This is a genomic window from Amycolatopsis sp. NPDC049253, assembly GCF_040678995.1.
In the GTDB taxonomy this organism is placed as follows: Bacteria; Actinomycetota; Actinomycetes; order Mycobacteriales; family Pseudonocardiaceae; genus Amycolatopsis.
In genome coordinates this window covers 1-17,672 of record NZ_JBFAQX010000017.1, presented here as the reverse complement: position 1 = coordinate 17,672, position 17,672 = coordinate 1, and the positions used below count along the sequence as shown (strand labels likewise).

General features: G+C 67.1%; 18 protein-coding genes, 1 tRNA gene and 3 pseudogenes. 11 read left to right on the top strand and 11 right to left on the bottom strand.

Annotated elements, in window-relative coordinates:
• Positions 1 to 12 precede the first annotated feature (12 nt).
• From AB0K15_RS31030 to AB0K15_RS31005, 6 genes and pseudogenes are all read left to right on the top strand, one after another.
• A complete protein-coding gene (locus tag AB0K15_RS31030; RefSeq protein WP_364058262.1) occupies positions 13 to 543 on the top strand; it encodes a PadR family transcriptional regulator in 531 nt (176 codons plus the stop codon).
• A gap of 55 nt (positions 544 to 598) precedes the next feature.
• On the top strand, positions 599 to 1,219 hold the full coding sequence (locus AB0K15_RS31025; RefSeq protein ID WP_364058259.1) for a flavin reductase family protein: 621 nt from the start codon (positions 599 to 601) through the stop codon (positions 1,217 to 1,219).
• Positions 1,220 to 1,595: 376 nt separating this feature from the next.
• Positions 1,596 to 1,901 (top strand): annotated as a pseudogene (locus AB0K15_RS31020) (AMP-binding protein); the annotation flags it as partial.
• Positions 1,793 to 2,437 (top strand): annotated as a pseudogene (locus AB0K15_RS31015) (AMP-binding protein); the annotation flags it as partial. The pseudogenes AB0K15_RS31020 and AB0K15_RS31015, both read left to right, overlap by 109 nt.
• A 46-nt stretch (positions 2,438 to 2,483) precedes the next feature.
• On the top strand, positions 2,484 to 2,711 hold the full coding sequence (locus tag AB0K15_RS31010) for a hypothetical protein (RefSeq protein ID WP_364058713.1): 228 nt from the start codon (positions 2,484 to 2,486) through the stop codon (positions 2,709 to 2,711).
• Between the two features lie 13 nt (positions 2,712 to 2,724).
• Entirely contained in the window at positions 2,725 to 2,988 is a 264-nt protein-coding gene (locus AB0K15_RS31005; RefSeq protein WP_364058255.1) for a hypothetical protein, read from the top strand.
• Here AB0K15_RS31005 and AB0K15_RS31000 read toward each other — a convergent pair.
• Positions 2,978 to 3,349: a DUF2255 family protein gene (locus AB0K15_RS31000; protein WP_364058252.1), complete on the bottom strand. Its 372-nt coding sequence runs from the start codon at positions 3,347 to 3,349 to the stop codon at positions 2,978 to 2,980. The two genes, AB0K15_RS31005 and AB0K15_RS31000, sit on opposite strands and share 11 nt — an antisense overlap.
• On the bottom strand, positions 3,346 to 4,206 hold the full coding sequence (locus AB0K15_RS30995; protein ID WP_364058249.1) for a helix-turn-helix domain-containing protein: 861 nt from the start codon (positions 4,204 to 4,206) through the stop codon (positions 3,346 to 3,348). Before AB0K15_RS30995 ends, AB0K15_RS31000 begins: the two co-directional genes overlap by 4 nt.
• A 149-nt stretch (positions 4,207 to 4,355) precedes the next feature.
• Between AB0K15_RS30995 and AB0K15_RS30990 the strand changes: the two genes are divergently transcribed.
• On the top strand, positions 4,356 to 5,267 hold the full coding sequence (locus AB0K15_RS30990) for an alpha/beta hydrolase (RefSeq protein ID WP_364058246.1): 912 nt from the start codon (positions 4,356 to 4,358) through the stop codon (positions 5,265 to 5,267).
• Positions 5,268 to 5,401: 134 nt separating this feature from the next.
• The gene (locus AB0K15_RS30985) at positions 5,402 to 5,767 is read left to right on the top strand and encodes a hypothetical protein (protein WP_364058243.1); all 366 of its coding nucleotides are present in this window, start codon (positions 5,402 to 5,404) and stop codon (positions 5,765 to 5,767) included.
• Positions 5,768 to 5,943: 176 nt separating this feature from the next.
• On the opposite strand, the gene AB0K15_RS30980 is transcribed toward AB0K15_RS30985, so the two are convergent.
• From AB0K15_RS30980 to AB0K15_RS30970, 3 genes are all read right to left on the bottom strand, one after another.
• Positions 5,944 to 6,918, bottom strand: a complete 975-nt coding sequence (locus AB0K15_RS30980; protein WP_364058702.1) for an adenosine deaminase — start codon at positions 6,916 to 6,918, stop codon at positions 5,944 to 5,946.
• 64 nt (positions 6,919 to 6,982) lie between these two features.
• Complete coding sequence (locus tag AB0K15_RS30975) at positions 6,983 to 7,546, bottom strand: hypothetical protein (protein ID WP_364058240.1); 564 nt, start codon at positions 7,544 to 7,546, stop codon at positions 6,983 to 6,985.
• Positions 7,547 to 7,603: 57 nt separating this feature from the next.
• Entirely contained in the window at positions 7,604 to 7,984 is a 381-nt protein-coding gene (locus AB0K15_RS30970) for a hypothetical protein (RefSeq protein ID WP_364058237.1), read from the bottom strand.
• A 294-nt stretch (positions 7,985 to 8,278) separates the two neighbouring features.
• Here AB0K15_RS30970 and AB0K15_RS30965 point away from each other — a divergent pair.
• Positions 8,279 to 8,352, top strand: a tRNA-Pro gene (locus AB0K15_RS30965).
• Positions 8,353 to 9,279: 927 nt separating this feature from the next.
• Here AB0K15_RS30965 and AB0K15_RS30960 read toward each other — a convergent pair.
• The 4 genes and pseudogenes from AB0K15_RS30960 to AB0K15_RS30945 all read right to left on the bottom strand — a co-directional run bounded on the left by AB0K15_RS30960 (position 9,280) and on the right by AB0K15_RS30945 (position 11,543).
• Positions 9,280 to 9,747, bottom strand: a complete 468-nt coding sequence (locus AB0K15_RS30960) for a hypothetical protein (protein ID WP_364058234.1) — start codon at positions 9,745 to 9,747, stop codon at positions 9,280 to 9,282.
• A pseudogene (locus AB0K15_RS30955) lies at positions 9,744 to 9,959 on the bottom strand (IS256 family transposase); the annotation flags it as partial. The gene AB0K15_RS30960 and the pseudogene AB0K15_RS30955, both read right to left, overlap by 4 nt.
• 199 nt (positions 9,960 to 10,158) lie before the next feature.
• Positions 10,159 to 10,305, bottom strand: coding sequence for a hypothetical protein (locus AB0K15_RS30950; RefSeq protein ID WP_364058231.1), 147 nt, complete (start codon positions 10,303 to 10,305; stop codon positions 10,159 to 10,161).
• Positions 10,306 to 10,994: 689 nt separating this feature from the next.
• Positions 10,995 to 11,543 (bottom strand): TetR/AcrR family transcriptional regulator, encoded by a 549-nt coding sequence (locus tag AB0K15_RS30945; RefSeq protein WP_364058228.1) that lies wholly within the window; start codon positions 11,541 to 11,543, stop codon positions 10,995 to 10,997.
• Positions 11,544 to 11,606: 63 nt separating this feature from the next.
• Between AB0K15_RS30945 and AB0K15_RS30940 the strand changes: the two genes are divergently transcribed.
• On the top strand, positions 11,607 to 12,548 hold the full coding sequence (locus AB0K15_RS30940; RefSeq protein ID WP_364058225.1) for an SDR family NAD(P)-dependent oxidoreductase: 942 nt from the start codon (positions 11,607 to 11,609) through the stop codon (positions 12,546 to 12,548).
• 1,247 nt (positions 12,549 to 13,795) lie between these two features.
• Here the strand turns inward: AB0K15_RS30940 and AB0K15_RS30935 are convergent.
• Entirely contained in the window at positions 13,796 to 15,103 is a 1,308-nt protein-coding gene (locus AB0K15_RS30935; RefSeq protein WP_364058222.1) for a hypothetical protein, read from the bottom strand.
• Positions 15,104 to 15,622: 519 nt separating this feature from the next.
• Here AB0K15_RS30935 and AB0K15_RS30930 point away from each other — a divergent pair.
• Entirely contained in the window at positions 15,623 to 16,231 is a 609-nt protein-coding gene (locus AB0K15_RS30930) for a DUF6461 domain-containing protein (RefSeq protein WP_364058219.1), read from the top strand.
• A gap of 238 nt (positions 16,232 to 16,469) precedes the next feature.
• Here AB0K15_RS30930 and AB0K15_RS30925 read toward each other — a convergent pair whose 3' ends face one another.
• Positions 16,470 to 17,183, bottom strand: coding sequence for a hypothetical protein (locus AB0K15_RS30925; RefSeq protein WP_364058216.1), 714 nt, complete (start codon positions 17,181 to 17,183; stop codon positions 16,470 to 16,472).
• Positions 17,184 to 17,672: the final 489 nt, after the last annotated feature.

Sequence of the window (17,672 nt, the reverse complement as noted above, 5' to 3'; positions counted from 1 at the left end):
AGGGTCGGGGGCATGTCAAGCGGACGGTTGAGCACGACGTCGTACGTCGTGCTGGGGACGATCGGGCTGCGTGGCCCGTCCACGCCGTACGACCTCAAGCGCGCCGTCGGGCACTCGGTGGGGTACTTCTGGTCGTTCCCCCACGCGCAGCTGTACTCGGAGCCGGAGCGGCTGGAGCGCATGGGGCTGCTGGAGGTCGAGACCGAGCAGACCGGGCGGCGCCGCAAGGTCTACAGCCTCACCGACGAAGGCCGCGAAGCCGTGCGCGCGTGGCTCGCCGCGCCCACGCACGAGCATTTCGAGATGCGCGACATCGCCGAGATGAAGCTCTTCTTCAACGAGCTGGGCGACTCCGGCAACATCGTCAACCTCGCGCGCGAGCAGATCAAGCAGCACGAGGAACGCATCTCCGTGTACGAGGACATGCAGCGCCGCTTCGGTTCCGAGCCGAAGTACGCGCGCCGCATGATCCCGCTGCGGCTCGGGCTGGAGATGGAGCGAGCGGCACTGCGGTTCTGGTCCTCGATCGCCGAGGAGTTCTGAGCAGGCCCATCGGTTCGGCCGGGGCCGAAGCGCGGCGCCCCTAGCGTGGGCACTCGTGAACGATCACGTCGCGATCACCCCTCGCATCCTGTACTTCGGCACCCCGGTCGCCCTGCTGACCACGGAAAACGCCGACGGTTCCCCGAACATCACGCCGATGTCGTCGGCCTGGGCACTCGGTGAGGTCGTGGTGCTCGGGCTGGCCCGCACCGGCCACGGCGCGCGCAACCTGACCGAGCGGCCCGACCTCGTGATCAACCTGCCCGGCCCCGGGCAGTGGGCCGCAGTGGAACGCCTCGCGCCGTTGACGGGCGCCGACCCGGTGCCCGAGCACAAACGGGACCGGTTCCGGCACGAGCCGGACAAGTTCGCCGCGGCCGGGCTGCGGCCGCAACCCGCCGAGCTGGTCCGGCCGCCGCGCATCGCCGAATGCCCGCTGCAGCTGGAAGCCCGCGCCGCGGCTGTCCGCGAGCGCGCCGGGTTCCTCGTCATCGAGGCCGACGTGCTGCGGGTGCACTGCGCGCCGGAGCTGGTCGTGCCCGGCACGCAGCACGTGGACCCCGCCCGGTGGAGCCCGCTGATCTACAACTTCCGCCACTACTTCGGGCTCGGCGAGCAGCTCGGGCACAGCTTCCGGTCGGAGACCCCGGCCATCGCTTCGGGCAGCTGCGGTTAGCGCCCGTCGGTCGGTCGCGAGGCAGCCGCGCGAAGGGCGGATCCGCGTTGCCCGGTCGCCCGGGAAACTCCGCCCGGCGGGGGCTCGGGCGGGTGGGCGTGCGGCCGTAGCGTGGTCGTGCTGTTCACCGCCCGCGAGCCGAAGGGGCCGGCCATCACCGACGTGTTCACGCCAGGGCCGGGCCGGACGGTGTTCGGCCTCCGGCTGCCACCGTCCGTTGTGGACCGGTTTTGCGCGGAAGGCGTTTGGCGCGACGGAAACCCGCTGCGGGATCTCGCGCGGTGGCGGGACGAGACTCCGGACGTGACCGCCCTCATCGCGCTGCGGACGGCGACGGGGGAGACGACCCGGTTGACCTATCGCGAGTACGCGCTGCGTGGAGCGGTACGCCGGCGCGCTGACCGAGCTGGGCGTGGGGCCGGGGCAGGTCGTGGCGGTGCAGCTGCCGAACGTGTGGCAGGTCGATCCGTTGCTGCTGGCCTGTTTCCGGGTCGGCGCGCTGGTGGCGCCGGTGATGCCGACGATCCGTTCGCGCGAGCTGGAGCGCGTGCTCAGGCGGGTGGGCGCGGCGGTGTGCGTGACAGCCGACGTCCGGGACGGCTACGACCACGCGGCGGCGGTGGCCGAGATGGCACCGCGGCTTCCGAAGCTGGCCACCGGGTCGTGCTGGGCTCGCGGGTCTCGGCGGACGAGGTCGACTTCACGCGCCACTTCGGCCGGCCGTGGGAAACGCGGCACGCCGCCGCCCTCGACGACGCCCGGCCGGATCCCGACCAGGTCTGCCTGGTGCTGTTCACCTCCGGCACCACCGGCGGGCCGAAGGGCGCGCTGCACACGCTCAACACCGAGTACGCCACCGCCGCCGCGCACATCACGGCCGACGACCAGGGGCCGGCCGAGCGGTTCTTCACCCCGCACTCCCTCACGCACACCGGCGGCAACTTCTGCTGCCTCATGCGCCCCCTCCTCACCGGCGGCTGCGGGGTCGTCGCCGACCGCTGGGAGCCCGAGGCGATCGGCGCGTACCTCGAAGAGACCGCCGTGACGCAGCTGCTGATCGCGCCGGTGTTCCTGGCCCAGCTGCTGCCGTACGCGCGGCCCGGCCGGCTGCGGACCGTGACGACGCTCGGCACCGCGACTCCCGCCGCGCTCGTCGCGGCCGTCGCCCGCATCGTGGGCGTGCCGCTGCGCACGTGCTGGGGTATGACGGAGTCCGGCGGCACCCTCATGCGCGCCGACGACCCGCCGGACTGGGCTCGGCACAGTGTCGGCCGGATCTCCCGGCAGCGAACTCGATCTGCGCTCCGGCCTGGGGGTGATCACCGCCGAGCGACCGGGCCGGCTCCACGTCCGGGGCGCCACCGTGTGCCTGGCCACCGTCGGCCGCGACACGGGGGAGCTCACCGTGCCGGCGGACCACGACGACGGCTGGTACGACACCGGCGACCTCGCGATGCCCGCGACGCCGACCGCGTCGGCGGCGTGCTCATGATCCGGCGGCCGACGTGGAGTCCGCGCTGCTGGAGCACCCGGCCGTCCGCGACGTCGCGCTCGTCGGCTACCCGGACGCCACGGGCGGCGAGCGGGCCGCGGCGGTCGTCGTGGCCGCCGCCGAGCCGCCGACGCTCACCGATCTGCGCGACCACCTCGCCGCGCTGGGCATGACGGAGTGGTACTGGCCCACACGCCTGGAGCTGGTGGCGCGGCTGCCGCGCACCGCGATGGGCAAGGTGCGCAAGGACGTCCTGGCGCGCAGCCTCACGTGCTGACGTCGAAGCCGGCCGTCTCGAGCGTGGTGACGCGGAGCGTCGCGGCTCGTGCCCGGGTTTCGGTGACGAGGGAAGCGGCGCCGTACTTGGCCCGGTAGGCCTCGTCGATCCCGGCCGTGCCCTCCCCGTCGGCGGCGAACGCGACGGCGCGGCTCAGCGAGCCGACCCGGATGCGGCCCCGGCCGTGGTTCGACGCGGCCTGGAACCACCGGGAGCCGGGACCGCGGAACGCGCGGACGAACAGCGTCCCGTCGACGAGGACGAAACCGACCTCCACCCAGGCGTCGCCGTCGGACCCCGCGCTGAGCTCCAGCGACTCCGAAGCCGAAAGCGCGGCCAGGTCCGCGGCGGTCCAGGTCATCGCTCGGCCGCCGAGTGTTCGGCGTGCCAGGACAGCAGGATGTCCAGCGCGTCGCGGGACGGGGTGCCGGGCTCGGCGGTCAGAACCATCAAGCGCTGGCCGGAGTCGTCGGGGCTGAGCCAGGTGTCGCAGTCGAGCGTGAGGTCGCCGACGAGCGGGTGCCGGTAGTTCTTGGTGCCGAAGCCCGCGCTGGTGACCCGGTGCTCGGCCCACCACGTGCGGAAGTCCCCGTCCTGCACGGAAAGCTCGCCGACCAGGCGCGCCAGCTCCGGATCCTCGGGATCGCCCGCCGCCTCCATCCGCAGCGCGGACACGGCCACGCGCGCGTCGCGCTGCCAATGCGGGTGCAGGGCGCGGAACGCCGGCTCGGTGAACATGAGGTGCACGTAGTTGCGCCGTGCGGGCGCGAGCTGGGCGAAGTCGACGTACAGGGCGGTCGCCGCGGTGTTCCACCCCAGGATGTCGAGCCGGTTGCCGAGGACGATCGCGGGGGTCTCGGTGAGCTGGTCGAGCAGGCGGCGGATGGCGGGCCGCACGCGTTGCGCGGTGCGCCGCCGGCGCGGGCGGGCGTCGGCCTTGCCCGCGAGGTCGTAGAGGTAGGTCTGCTGGTCGTCGTCGAGCAGCAGGGCGCGGGCGAGCGTGGCCAGAACCGTCGCGGACGCCTGCACCCGACCCTGCTCCAGCCGTGTGTAGTACTCGACGCTGATGGCGGCCAGCTGGGCGACCTCCGTGCGGCGCAGCCCCGTGACCTTGCGGCGGGCGCCGGTCTCGGGCAGTCCGACGTCGCGAGGGGTCAGCTGGGCCCGGCGCGCCTTGAGGAAGTCGCCGAGCCGCGCGGAGCCGGACGGAGTGGTCATGCGTTCATTCTGCGCCCGGTCCGCCGCGCGCAAGAGGGCCAGGATCTTGACCACCCGGAAACCCGTCTCTGGTGGGGGCCGAGGGGCCGCCCGATCGTGGAGACAGACCCCGGCACCCCGCCGGGCACAGATCCCCAGGGAGTACCCCCGTGCCGAAGATCGATGTCACCTTCGACAGCGCCGGCGTCCGGCTCGCCGGCCACCTCTCCGTCCCGGCCGAGGCCGGCGGCCCGAGCCCGGCCGTGATCGTCGGTCACCCCGGCAGCGGCGTGAAGGAGCAGACCGCCGGTCTCTACGCGGCCCGCCTGGCCGAACGCGGGTTCGTGACGCTGGCGTTCGACGCCGCCTACCAGGGCGAGAGCGGCGGCGAGCCGCGCGGTCTCGAAGACCCCGCCCAGCGCGTGGAGGACTTCAAGGCCGCCGTGTCGTTCCTGACCACCCGTTCCGAAGTGGACGCCGGCCGCATCGGCGAGCTCGGCATCTGCGCGTCCGGCGGCTACGTGCTGGCGGCCACGGGCAGTGACCGCCGCGTGAAGGCCGTCGCGACCGTCAGCGGCGCCGACATCGCCCGCCAGTTCCGCCTCGGCGCCGACGGCACGCAGGACGCGGCCGTGTTCGAAGGCCTGCTGGACGCCGCCGCCCACGCCCGCACCGCGGCGGCCGCCGGCGAGAAGCCCGCGCCCCTCACGCTGTTCCCCGAAACCGCCGAACAGGCGCGCGCCCTCGGCGGCGAGCACGGCGCGGAGGGCTTCGAGTACTACCGCACCGCGCGCGGACACCACCCGCGCTCGGCCGAATCCTTCGACTGGACGAGCATCGACAAGTTCGCCACGTTCGACGCCTTCGCCGCCGTGCCGCTGATCGCCCCGCGCCCGCTGCTGCTGATCACCGGGACGCGGGCGATCACCGCGTGGATGGGCATCGAGGCGTTCCAGAAGGCCACGGGCCCCAAGGAACTGCACCACATCGAAGGCGCGAGCCACGTCGACCTCTACGACAAGGAGCAGTACGTCGGCCCGGCGGTGGAGAAGCTGGCGGGGTTCTTCGGCGAGAGTCTCTGAGTGTTGGGTCCACAGTGGACTCCAGCGTCGGCGTGAGGTCGGCCTCGGGCTTCTCGCCGAAGCGGCCGGCAGTGCCGGACACCGCCGGTGTTCCCGGTTGAACGCCGCCCGCCGGATGGGGCAAGCTCGGCCGGGTGAAAATCGATCCGCCGAGACCGCTCACGGCGAAGGAACGCGCGATCCTCGACCTCGTGCTCTCGCCCGACTTCGCCGGTGCGGCGGAACTCCGGCACCAATCGACGTCCGCCGTCGTCGTCGGGCGCTGTGCCTGCGGTTGCCCGTCGGTCGACCTGCGGACGGAGGACTCCGCACCGATCGCCCGTCCGGGTTCGAGGCTGGTGCCGTCCGAACTCGAAGTCCTGCCCTCCGGCGACGAGCCCCCGGGCCAAGTGATCCTCTTCACCGATGGCGGCAGGCTGAGCTACCTCGAGTACGTGTGGTTCGGCGAGCCGTCCACCGAATGGCCCGAATTGAGCCGGGTCCGGGTGGTCGGGCCGTGAGCCATCGCACCCGGATCGAACGGGAGGCGGCGTGATCGCCGACCGGCAGCCGGACTCGGCCGAGATCGAGGCGCGGTTCGTCGCGCTGCTCGACGGGACCTCGAGCCGTGACGCTCACGGGCCCGATGGCGACTACCTGCACGACGACAGCCAGGTGCGGAGCCGGCTGGCTGAGCTCAGGAGCCGGTCAGCTCTTCGACCAAGCTCCGGACCTCCTCCGGATGCGCGAACGAGCCGCTGAAACTGTTGCGCGCCAGGGTTTTCACCTCGGTTTCGGTCAGGCCGAGTGCCTCGGTGACGGCCGCGTAGTTCTCGTTGACGTAACCGCCGAAATAGGCCGGGTCGTCGGAGTTGACGGTCACCGGGACGCCGGCGTCCATCAGCCGCTTCAACGGGTACGTCGTGAGGTCGTCCGTGACGTGCAGGCGCAGGTTCGACAGTGGGCACATCGTCAGCGTCACCTGGTCGCCGGCCAGCCGGGCGACGAGGTCCGGGTGCTCGGCCGCCGCGTAGCCGTGGTCGATGCGCTCCACGCGGCACTCCTCCAGCGCCTCGGCGACGTAGGCCGCCGGACCCTCCTCCCCGGCGTGGCACGTGGTGCGGTAGCCCTCCGCCCGAGCGGCGGCGAAGTAGCGAGCGAACTTCGCCGGCGGGTTCCCCCGTTCGGCACCACCGAGGCCGGCGCCGAGGACCCGGTCCCGCCACGGCCGGACCAGCTCGAGCAGCTCCAGCGCGTCGGCCTCGTTGCGGTGACGATGCGCGCTGACCAGGAGCGCGCCGTCGATGCCGTGCGTTTCGCGGGCTTCGGCAATCGCATCGGTGATCCCGCCGACCTGGTCGTCGACCGGGATGCCGTGGTCGAGGAACGCCTGCGGCCCGAACAACATCTCCGCACGCCGCACCCCCTGGCCGGCGGCGCGCTGCAGGTAGGCGAGGGTCAGCTCGCGGAAATCCTCGCGCGTGCGCAGCACCCGGCAGCCCTGGAAGTACACCGACAGGAAGTTCTCCAGCCCGGTGAACGTGTACGCGGCCCGCAGCTGTTCGGCGCTCTGCCACGGCAGCTCCACGCGATTGCGGGCGGCGAACCGGACCAGGTCCTCGGGTTCGAGCGTGCCCTCGAGGTGGACGTGCAGTTCGGCTTTGGGCAGCACGGTCAAGATTCCTCCCCGGCTCTCGGCGAAGTGAACTGATCGATTCACTTCTGGGGGAGTGTACCTACCCGGGCAGCAGCGCCGCGACGGCCCGCTCATGCGCGGCGTCGACCTCGGTCGCGGGCGTACCGCAGATGAGCAACATCTGCAGCCCCCGCCACAGCGCGACGATCGCCACCGCGGTCTCCTCGGGCTGCGTGACGGTGGCGTCACTACGAAGCGCGCCCGTCACGACCTCGACCCACCGGTCCCGCGTCTGCGCGAGGAACTCCGGGTGCCGGCCCGGCACGTCGGCGGCCATGCCGAACCTCGCGAAGAACAGCCGCAGATGCGGCCGCCTCGCCGGGTCCGCGATGTGCCGCCACGCCGCGGCGACCCGCTCGGCCGCCGTCCCCTCGCCGGTGAGCAGCTCGCCGAGCCGATCGAGCAGTGCGGTTCCGCCGAGAATCTCGTCCACCGCGGCCGCGAGCAACGCATCGAGCGACCCGAAGTGGTACAGCAACATCCGGTTGTTGGACCCGATTCCCCGCGCAAGCTCGCTCAGTGACAGATCGACCACACCCCGGCCCAGGATGAACTCGCACGTCTCACGCAGAAGCCGCGCACGCTCGACCGGTCCACTCGCCACGCTGCGATCGTAGGGCAGGCCCTGACCCACCACGCTCCACGCGACGACAAGGTCTGCTCACCCAGCCACCGCGTACCCCACGGCGCGCATCAGGTCGCTGAGCCAGACCAAGTAGTAGGCAAGCGGATCCAGCTCGCCCTCCAGCAACGGCCGAACATGCTGTTCACACTCCGACAACTGACCGATGGTGAGCTTCCGCGGCTCCTGGGCGACCTCGTAGAGAGCGTCGGGCGGGATGGCCCAGAAGTAGTCGGCGGCCACCTCCACGGTGTCTCCGTGCACCTGCCTGACATGCTCGAAAAGCCTCTCGGCCGCCGCGGCCAACTGGTCGAGCCGGATGACGTCAGCGGTGGTCAACTCGATCCGCCTTCCCGGTGGGGCTGCCTGCTGATCGTATTGGCTGTTTCGCAACACCTCCTCGGGTTTTCCTCGCAGCACGACGCAGGCTGCCCGGCGCCTGTCCGCCCTTCTCGCCGGCCACGGCGCAGCCTCGGCCCGGGCGCGTGCCTGCCGTCGGCGGCCCCCGCTCGATCCGGCCGGGTGCGCCACGGGTCGACGATGCCCGACACCTACCGGTCCGTGGCCTGTTCGGGAGGCCTGCGGGTGTCACCCTCTGTTGCCGTGGTTTCCGCAGGTCAGGGCGTAAATGTGGGCCTCCCTGCAACCCCCCGATCGCGACCCGCTACAGTACTCACATCGCGCTTCACGGAGCACCTCCGAGGAGCACGGGTCCGGGCTGTGGCGCAGTTTGGTAGCGCACTTGACTGGGGGTCAAGGGGTCGCAGGTTCGAATCCTGTCAGCCCGACCGGAGATTCAAAGGGCCCGTGGGTAGCAAACTCGCTGCTCACGGGCTCTTTTGCTGACTGCGCTGACTTGTGCCGTTGATCTACGCGTGCGCGTCAGCGTGGACCAGTTGTGGACCAGCCAAGTAGGCCACACTGTCTCGACCCGTGTTCGTGTCGTGCTTCGCGCCGCTATTGGACGGATCGCGCGGCGGCCCGCCTCGCGCATCCACTCGACTGGCCCGGTACGGGCAGGGTCCGCTGCCGGCCCCTTGTCGCGCAGTGGCGGCTTCGTTTTGAATCCAGCCCGGAAACGGCCCCTGACCTGTGCGGTAGCTGATCCCCCGGTTGCGTGGACCGGAAATAGATCGTGACCCGCTCGGAAAGCAGGCGGGGCGTCCACGAGCTGAGTGGCCCACTAGAGCTCGCGCCGCTGGGACGCCGAGCGTGACCTGAGGGGTACTGGCCTTGCCGTGGTGCATCGTACGGTCGGTGCGCCGACCGAATACCCGCCACCGCGTACGCGGCCACCACGAGCGGATGAACAGCAAGTAAGCCACAGACGAAGACGTTGTAGGAGGTCCCATGGAGTCACCAGCACGACGTCGATACGACATCGTCCACTGTTCGGTCGTCGGCCACGCACACTACGGTCTCCTGGTCGAGTCCCAGGACGGTGAAAGCGGTTATGTGGACAGCTCGCACATCACGGACAAGCCCGGCGAACCGTGGCCGGCGATGGGTCAGCAGCTGCGGTGTGTGGTCCTGGGATACACCAAGGAGAACAGGCTCCGAGCGGCGGCGACACCCTCGTACGTCGAAGCGATAGCTGCAGCAGGCGACCCTGCGGCAGCGGCGAACGCTTGGAGTCGGCGAACATACGGGCCGCCACGATGCGAGTGAATCTGGCCGTTCGGGAGCGATTGTCAAGAGTTGGGGGTGAGCTGAGTTCAGCGCTGACTCTGGCGTTTGAGGCTGACCGTGGCGGTGTTGCGGATCCGCTTGGTGCGGCCGTCTTCGGCGAGGATCTCGAGGGCGGAGGTGCTCGACTCGACGGCGGCCTTGAGTTGGAGCCAGTCCGACGCTGCGACCAGGTCGTCAGTGCGCCAGGACAGGTTGAGCGTGATGGCGCGGAAGAGCGACCACTCGTGCAGGCGTCGAGTTAGGTAGGGATGGCCGATCGCGGCCTGCGCCATCGCCTTGGACCACTCGACGTAGGCAGGGTCGAGATGGAGGTCAGCGGCTCGGCGGTCCAGGTGCCGCACCATCGCGGACTGAGCCATCGTCTGGTCCGGATCACTGAGGACGTGGCTGATCAAGTCGGCCTCGTCCGCTTCAGCGATTTGCTGCAGCTGATCGATGTAGGCCGCGAAGCGGGCGTGCTCGTCCGGCTCCTGCGCGGTGTCGTGGGCGTTCATGCGGGCTGCTCCTGGCGCTCGACCAGGACGCTGTTCTCGAACGTCGCTCCCGCGCGGACGGGCACCACGTGGGCGCCCGTGATCGCACGCCAGCGGGCCTGCGCTGATTCGACGAGCTTGAACACCATGGCGAGGGCCGCTGCCGGGCTGCCGGCGCCGCGGGTGACCTTGGTCCGCAGCGTGACAGTGGAGAACGTGGACTCGATCGGGTTGGCGGGTAAGAGGTTGAGAAAGGCGGTGGGGTCGAGGGAGTTGCCGGTCCTCGTCGCCTCCACGATGACGTACTCCAGCGCAGTCGGCCATCGCCCTTGGGGCGGTGGCCACGTCGAGTCGTTATGCCGCATCGAGCCAGCGACACCCGGCAATCTCATCGAGCTTAGCTCGAAGTGCCGGCGCCAACTCGTCAAGCTCTCAGTCGTACGCCGTGATGGCAGCGCCAGGGCCGGGCTCGATTCGGTATTTGAAGGAGGGAAGGAACTCAGCGATCCAGAACTTCAGCCGCTGCACCTGGGACTCATCCAGGGTCAACTGCGGGTCGCTCGCCACCAGTTTCAACACTCGCCAATGCTACGGCAGCCACCAAAGCGGCATGATCGGCGCGACCTTCTGTCGCCGTACCGAAGCGCCGAACGGCGAAGCCACCTCTCGCTGTTGACAGCAAACGGTACCTCCCGCGGCCACGGTCGATTAGGGAGGCAGCAGAGACGCTGACCAAGCATCTGCCTGTGCCCAAGCGGCCAAGGCTCCGGGCGGGGCCCGATGAGATTCGAACTCTCAAGGGACGGGTTTTGAATCCAGCCCGGAAATGGCCTCTGACCTGCACGGAAGCTGACCTATGGGCTGTGTGGACCGGGCATAGACCGTGCCAGGCCGTGAGTATGCCCGCTGTCCGGTCTTGACCGCGCGAGGTGCGTGACTGATCTCAGCCGCCGCCGAACCTCCATGCACCACGGGAGAGGACCGGACTCACGTCCTGATGAACGCGTCCGCGACCACGGGCGCGGCTTGGTCGAGCCAGGTGTTCAGCGTCTGAGTTCAAGATCGCGGCTGCTTCTTTGAAACCAGACCCACGCCCTCGATCGCGTTCGATTCATCGGCCTCGCGCTTTGCGTGACAGGTTGTTCGTCTCGGGGTAAAGCCCAGCCTTCCGCAATGTGGCGACACCTGTGCGCAGTCGACCGGCTAGGTCGACTTCTATCGTCCGTGTGCCAGTCGATGTTCCTGATCGACGCTGTGCCCGCGAGCCGTTAGTGGACGAGGAGGCCGATCGCGGTCGTCATGCGGCCGAGATACGCCTCCCGGGTCGCCACCTGGTGCTTCAACCCGACCGAGGCGCTGATCAAGGTCTGCGCGACGCCGGCTGCCGGCTCCCCGCCCACCGCGGCGACGACGAGTTCTTCGAAACGCTTCGGGGCCGTGTGGGTGATCGGCCCGAGCAGGTCCGGGTTCTGAGCGATGACGTCCGGGACGTCGCGGCTCATCGGTCCGACGTAGCGGCCAGCCCACCGGTCGAACGCGCCGACCAGCCGCTCCCGCAACGGCTTTCCGGCGTCGGCGAGGATCTCCTCTGCCGCAGCGAGGTCCCGCTGAAGCGCCCGGGTGACCGCCGCGCGGAACAGGTCCTGTTTGGACGCGAACAGGAAGTACAGCCCCGGCCGGGAGATCCGGGCCGTGCGCGCGACTTCCTCCATGGAGGTCTTCTGGTACCCGTGCCGGGCGAACGTCAGCAGCGCCGACTCGAGCACCGTGTCACGGCGACTGGCCTCGGTGGCGTCGTGAGCTTCGGAAACGGCCATGCGGCAACTCTACGGGTCCCAATCTGACTATACAAGTTCTGTTTAGTCTGTATAGTTCGCGGCATGACCGCGCGAAAGCTCATCACCACGCCGTTCACCGCCACCAGCACCGCGGACGAAGTGCTGGCGGGCGTCGACCTCACCGGCGTCCGCGCGATCGTCACCGGGGCGTCTTCCGGCATCGGCGCGGAAACTGCTCGCGCGCTGGCCGCGGCGGGAGCCGAGGTGACCCTGGCGGTCCGGAACGCGGCCGCGGCGGTCCTGGGGCCACGTTCGCGTGTCGCCCGGATCGACCTCGCCGACCAGATGTCCGTCCGCCGGTTCGCGCAGGAGTGGGACGGGCCGTTGCACCTCCTGGTGAACAACGCGGGCATCGTCACCGGCGGACCGGCCTACACCGCGCAGGGCTGGGAACTGCAGTTCGCAACGAACCACCTCGGGCACTTCGCCCTGGCCACCGGCCTGCACGCGGCACTCGCCCGCGGCGCCGCAAACCGCGGCGAGGCGCGGATCGTCTCGGTCAGTTCGACGGCGCACATGCGCGCCGGCGTCGACTTCGCAGACCTGCACTTCACACGCCGCGCATACGACCCTCAGATCGCTTACGCCCAATCGAAAACGGCGAACTCGCTGTTTGCGGTGGAAGCAACCCGCCGCTGGACGGCCGACGGGATCTTCGCGAACACCGTCAACCCCGGTGGCGTCGCCACCGGACTGCAGCGGAACTTCAGCCCAGCCCAGAAGGAATCCCTCGCCGCGGCCGAAGCCGCGGGCATCTTCACTTACAAGACGGTCGAACAGGGAGCAGCGACGAGCGTCGTCGCTGCGGTCGCCCCGCAGTTCGCCCACACCGGCGGCCACTACCTCGACGACGCGCAGGAGGCCTACACGGTGCCGGACGACGCCGAACTCGCCGACCACCCGCACGGGGTAAAGGAATGGGCCCTCGACCCGGCGACCGCGGAGCGCCTCTGGAGGGTGTCGGCGGACCTGACCCGGGGCTGACCGCGGTCAGCCCGCAGCACCGACATCGTCCACCACGAGGTGAGCAGTGCCCGAAGGAGGCGTTGCTCGCGGTCGGTGCCACCCGGCCGTCGATGACGTGCGAGCAGCCCGTCAGCAGAACGAGCAAGCCTGCGACGATCCCGGCCAGCGCACGCGATTCTCCCCTGGGGGCCGGACTCAAGATCGCCGAACCGAGGGCGGGCGTTACGGCGACCGACGGAAAGAGGCACGGACCCCGCCGGATCCGTACTGTCCCCCCGATCACAACCTCAGCTCGACAAGTGACGCTGCCCTGACACAACACAGCGGTGCGCCTGCCTGATCGTGGAGCTCGATCGCTACACCGCGGTCACTTGACCCCCAGGACTCAGACACTCCTCTGACCTGCAAAAACAGCAACGACGGAGTCATCCTTCGTCTCCCAACTCCTGCTGTGTCTCGTCTGTTGCTGAGGTTGCTGTCCCCAAGTTGTCCCCGACTCCGCACACAGCGTGGACACCGCCGGGATGGCGTTCGTGGCCGAGTTGCGCCGGCGGTGGGTTGACCGCGCACGATGTCCACAGCCCGCTCGCCACGGTGTGCGCGTCAGGTAACCACCACATGCTCGTGCGCCACAACTCGAGCCGCGGCCCGGCAGCGAGATGTGAACACCGGCTACTGAGCCCGTCCGCACGTTCACCACGACCAGGCACCAGTGGCTGGTCGGCTGGGACGCGCACGTGCCGGCGGTGGAGGACTGCTCGTTCCCGGATGTTCAGCGTGCCCGAGATCCAAGCGGCCATGGCGTTTCACGCCTGACTACCTGACCACCGGGAACAAGCGCGAAGTAGTCCGTCAGCTCGGCAACGGCGTCACGCCGCCCGCTGCCGAATTCCTGGTCGGCGCTGCCGTCGACTCGCTCGCGCGCCGCGGCCGGCAGGGACAATGCGCGGCCGCATAGCTAGTACTGTACCGGCGGAACCCTGTTCCGCCGGTACTCTGAGCTACACACGCACTCCTGCTTGCGTGAGTGAAGGGGCGACGGCTTGGCGCCGCCGCCCGTTCACTTCGGACGTCAGGGAGTTGTGACCACGGTCGAGACCGTGTTGGTCACCGGTGGTACTGGATGCACATCACCGTCGGGCTTGCACGCCGCCGTGCTGAGTGCCACGAAGGCCACAAGGACGATAATTGGCTTCCATCGAGGGCACGACCTGGAGGCCGTCGATGCTTTCCAACTGGGACTCATGAGTCCCAGTGTAAACGACTCAGCAAACGTTGATCTGGCATACGAACTGGGCGTCGGAGAAGAGAACGTTGTTTCCGGGCCCAGGGTTGGTTTCGTCGCCGACGTTTCCTGCGCTGATAACGCCGAGGACGATGAGTCCCCCGGTGGTGTCGTGCACCTCGACCGGACCGCCACTGTCACCGTGTTGCACCAGTCGACTTCCATTCGATGAATAGCCGGTGTCGATACCACATACCGTGAAGTTTTCGATGAGCGCACAGCCCTGAACTATGTCAATGATTCCGCTGCAGTTCTCGCCGGTGAAGGATCCATCCGTGCAGAAGCTGCTTCCTGAAATAGTCGAAGAGATGGCGTGTTCCGGCAAGGCATCGTTATCAGTGACGTAGACGGCTGGTGCGACGTAACCCGGTGGATTCGAGGCGTTAGGATCGATGGACTCGGCATCCGTTTGGTTGTTTCCCCAGGCGCGCGCGGTTACGGCACCCATATTTCCAGTGGTGTAGAAGGTGCCACCGCTGACGTAGCCCTGCTCCACTGTTACGTTTTGATCGAAACAGTGACCTGCGGTGAACATTCCCGCCTGGGCGACGAAGCCGGAAGTGCATTGGGTAACGACACCGTTGGAGTAGTATCCAATCCGGTCTCCTGCCCAATATGGGACTCCGTCAAGAAAGCGATCCGGAGCCGCATCCAGCTTCGCAGCTTTGGTAGCACTGGTTGTCTTCGTGGTCGCGACTCGGACTACCGAATTCACTTTGTCTGTCCGAGTTGCCACACGATTGGCGTCGGTGGCACGGAATTCGACAGCGTCTCCGTAGCGTTGATCTGCGAAGTCCACGATCGACGTGTCGAGCCGAGTTACATCGAGGCGGACCTTGTTATCGGACGCTACGATACCCCAATCAGTGAGCGTGTCGCCCAGGCGTAGGCGCAATTCGTTGGCTGGATCACGAAGTTTATCTACAATCGCGTTCAGGTCCGCGGAAGAGTGCTTTGCCGTTTTCACTTCGACGGGAAACTGTTGGACAGTTTGTGTGCTACTGCTGATGCTTTGAACTTTTTTTGCAATGGCATCAAATTTGTCTATCGATGGTGTTGTGATCACATATCGTTGTGACTTTTTGTCGAAGTAGATCCCGCCGAAGCCTGCAGCGTCTTGTTTTAAGGTATCCGCTAGGCGCCCAGCGCTGGAATTATCGAGGGTAATTTGCTTTAAAACTTCAGAATCATTGCTTGCTTGAGCTGCGCCGGATGAAATGAAGGAAACCGTCAGTAGAACTGTGGTTCCAATAAGAATTAGAGGTCTTGCTCTCCATTTGGTAATCATTGTTCCCCCGCGAATTCCTTTCAAGAGTTTTCTTGAACCTCTAATGACGCTATAGGCGCCTGATCGTCAGTGACAATCGTCTGTGAGGGTGAAACGGAGGCCAGAGGCGCAAAGCTTGATCGACTGAATGGTCTAGATAAAAGGGTTAACTCTTGCGTAACGGACTATTTGAGGACAGTTCTAGCCCGCGGGACCGCCGCCCCTGCGCCGTACATACCCAGCGCGGTGTGCGGCACAGCACTACCGATGCACCGCTTACTTGATTGGAGAACCGTCATGCCCAGCACGCCTGGCAGCTCGCCCTCGCCGAAGCACCTGTGGTCGGTGTGCGCGCTACGGTGTCGAACTCTCGGATGAGGACGCGCAATCCAGCAACGGCAACTTCCTCGCGGACGCCCCGACTTGGGTACCGGAGGCGGCCCGGTACTCGAAGCTCGCGGCCATGCCGCTGCCCGACCTCCCAGGTCTGGCAGGCCGGCCGTGCGCAGGGGCTGGGCAAACCCGCAGACTTCGCTGCGCGTGACGCGCTACGATCCCGGCGTGCCGGATGGTGGAAACGACCCATTCGGGTGGACACAGGATCCGTCGGTCGTCATGGTTTGTACGACGTTTGTTGAAAGGTTGTCGCCGACGCCGATCTTTGAAGTTCTCCACGCGGAGCAGCCCAACTCGCGGATGTCGTCTACGCAGTTGGCCATCGCGGTCGGCGATGACCGCGAGGGGATTCGTGTCGCGGACATTGGATCTTGGGCCCTCGTCATCGAGCTTGAGTCGCTGGTTGCTGTCCGTGACGAGATCCTGGCGAGGCACTCCCGAAGTCGCAGACGTGTCGTCCAGGTCTATAGGACCGGCTCGGGGATGGAGAGTTTCGGCTACTGGCGCGACGGCGAGTCGCAGTGTCGGTTTGAACCGACCAATCCTGCGAGGCGAACAGGAAGAGACCCGGATGTGCTTGTGGGCGAGATGCGAGCTTCAGGGATTGATCCTGCATCCGCTGAAATGTTGCCGGGATACGAGATGTACACGCTGGCTGCCGAGGTGATCGGCGTGATCGCTGATACTGGTGTGGTGGTGGAGGCGGAGCTTGAGGCAGGTCTGGTGGCTCGCAGACGTCGTCGAGTGAGCTGACTCGTCAGGAGTGACGGGTTTCCGGGGTCAACAATCCGGAAACCCGCTGTCGCCGCGCCTTGCGATTGCATCACGTCATACTCGACCCCCAGGACTCAGGCACACCGTTGACCTGCGAAAACAGCATAACCCGATGATTCTCCTGTCTCCCGCGTCCTGCGGTTACTCCGTTGTTGCACGCTCTGCTGTCCCCAGGTTGTCCCCGCGCTGCTGCGCTGGCCTTCCTGGCCCCTGGACGTCACGTCGACTCGACGCGACGCAGCATTCCTTTGGCAAGCCAACCCACAAGGGTCGACGCGAGCAACACCGCAGACTGCGCTTCTTCGAGCGAAACATCCTCGTAGTCACCTCGCCCATGACGATCTGTCTGACTATGCCAGAGAAGCTGCATCATGGAGACGACCTTGTCGACAGAGGTGCCGCCTTTGGAGTCTGCCATCGCAAACCTCCATTTGTGCAGGCTGGTTCGGAGAACACTTATGTCCTTGCCCAGTGTTGCGGTTGTGTCTCGCGGTGAAATAAGGGGGCACGAGAGAATCTCTACTGAGCGCACGGCGTCGAAATACGCATGACTGGGACTCGGGTTAACGCCAAAGGCAAAATTCCATGCTGAGCGAAGCATTTCACTCGATTTGCCATTGACTGAAAGAGTCGATTCGACGACATCTAAAACTGCGCTCGGCAGCACCTCGACAAGGCGGTATCGACCCTGGATTGCCTTCACGGTCCAGCTCGATCCAGAGTCCCTGAGTATCTTCTCCACGTCTTGCACGCGCTGGGGCGCTCGGGAGTTACCCTGAATGGCGGTGATCCTAGATAGCTCGAAGTCGACGAGCCACGTTAGATGAGTGTCACTGAGCTGGCGAAACACCTTATATGCATCGGAAATAGTGGTGAACTGTGCCGCCAAGAAACCTAAATCAACGCGAATGGATTGCTGAAATTCGAGCATGAACGACCATGGTATAACATGGCTTTCGTATTGGTTTCCGGTCAGCCATCGATATATTGACTCATTTGCATGTGAGGGTAGGCCGTCACGGAGGGCCAAGAAAGTTTCCAGCTCGGATTCGTCTGCGCCAGGTGGGGTCCATACAAACTCGTCGTTCACCAACTGATTATGTCAGACTCGCGTCGCTCGCATCACCTCATCGTCACAGCAGTCCGGGACGCGCTGCCTGTTCGCGTCGGCCGCGGTGACCCGACGCGCACGCTTACCTCTTGAGGTCGGATGCTGGGCGGGAGCGTCCTCGGCTAGTCCACATGGTTGAAATAGAACACGTGTTCGACTTCTTGGTGTTGTGCAGCGTTGGCCACCAGCAGGCCAAAGCTGAAGTGGCCGCCGGGCTAGTGCTGCGTCACGCAACGTTGGGTAGGTAATCCGGGCGGCGGATCTTCGAGTTGACTGCGAAGTGACGCTTCGGGTGGCAATGGCGGTTGC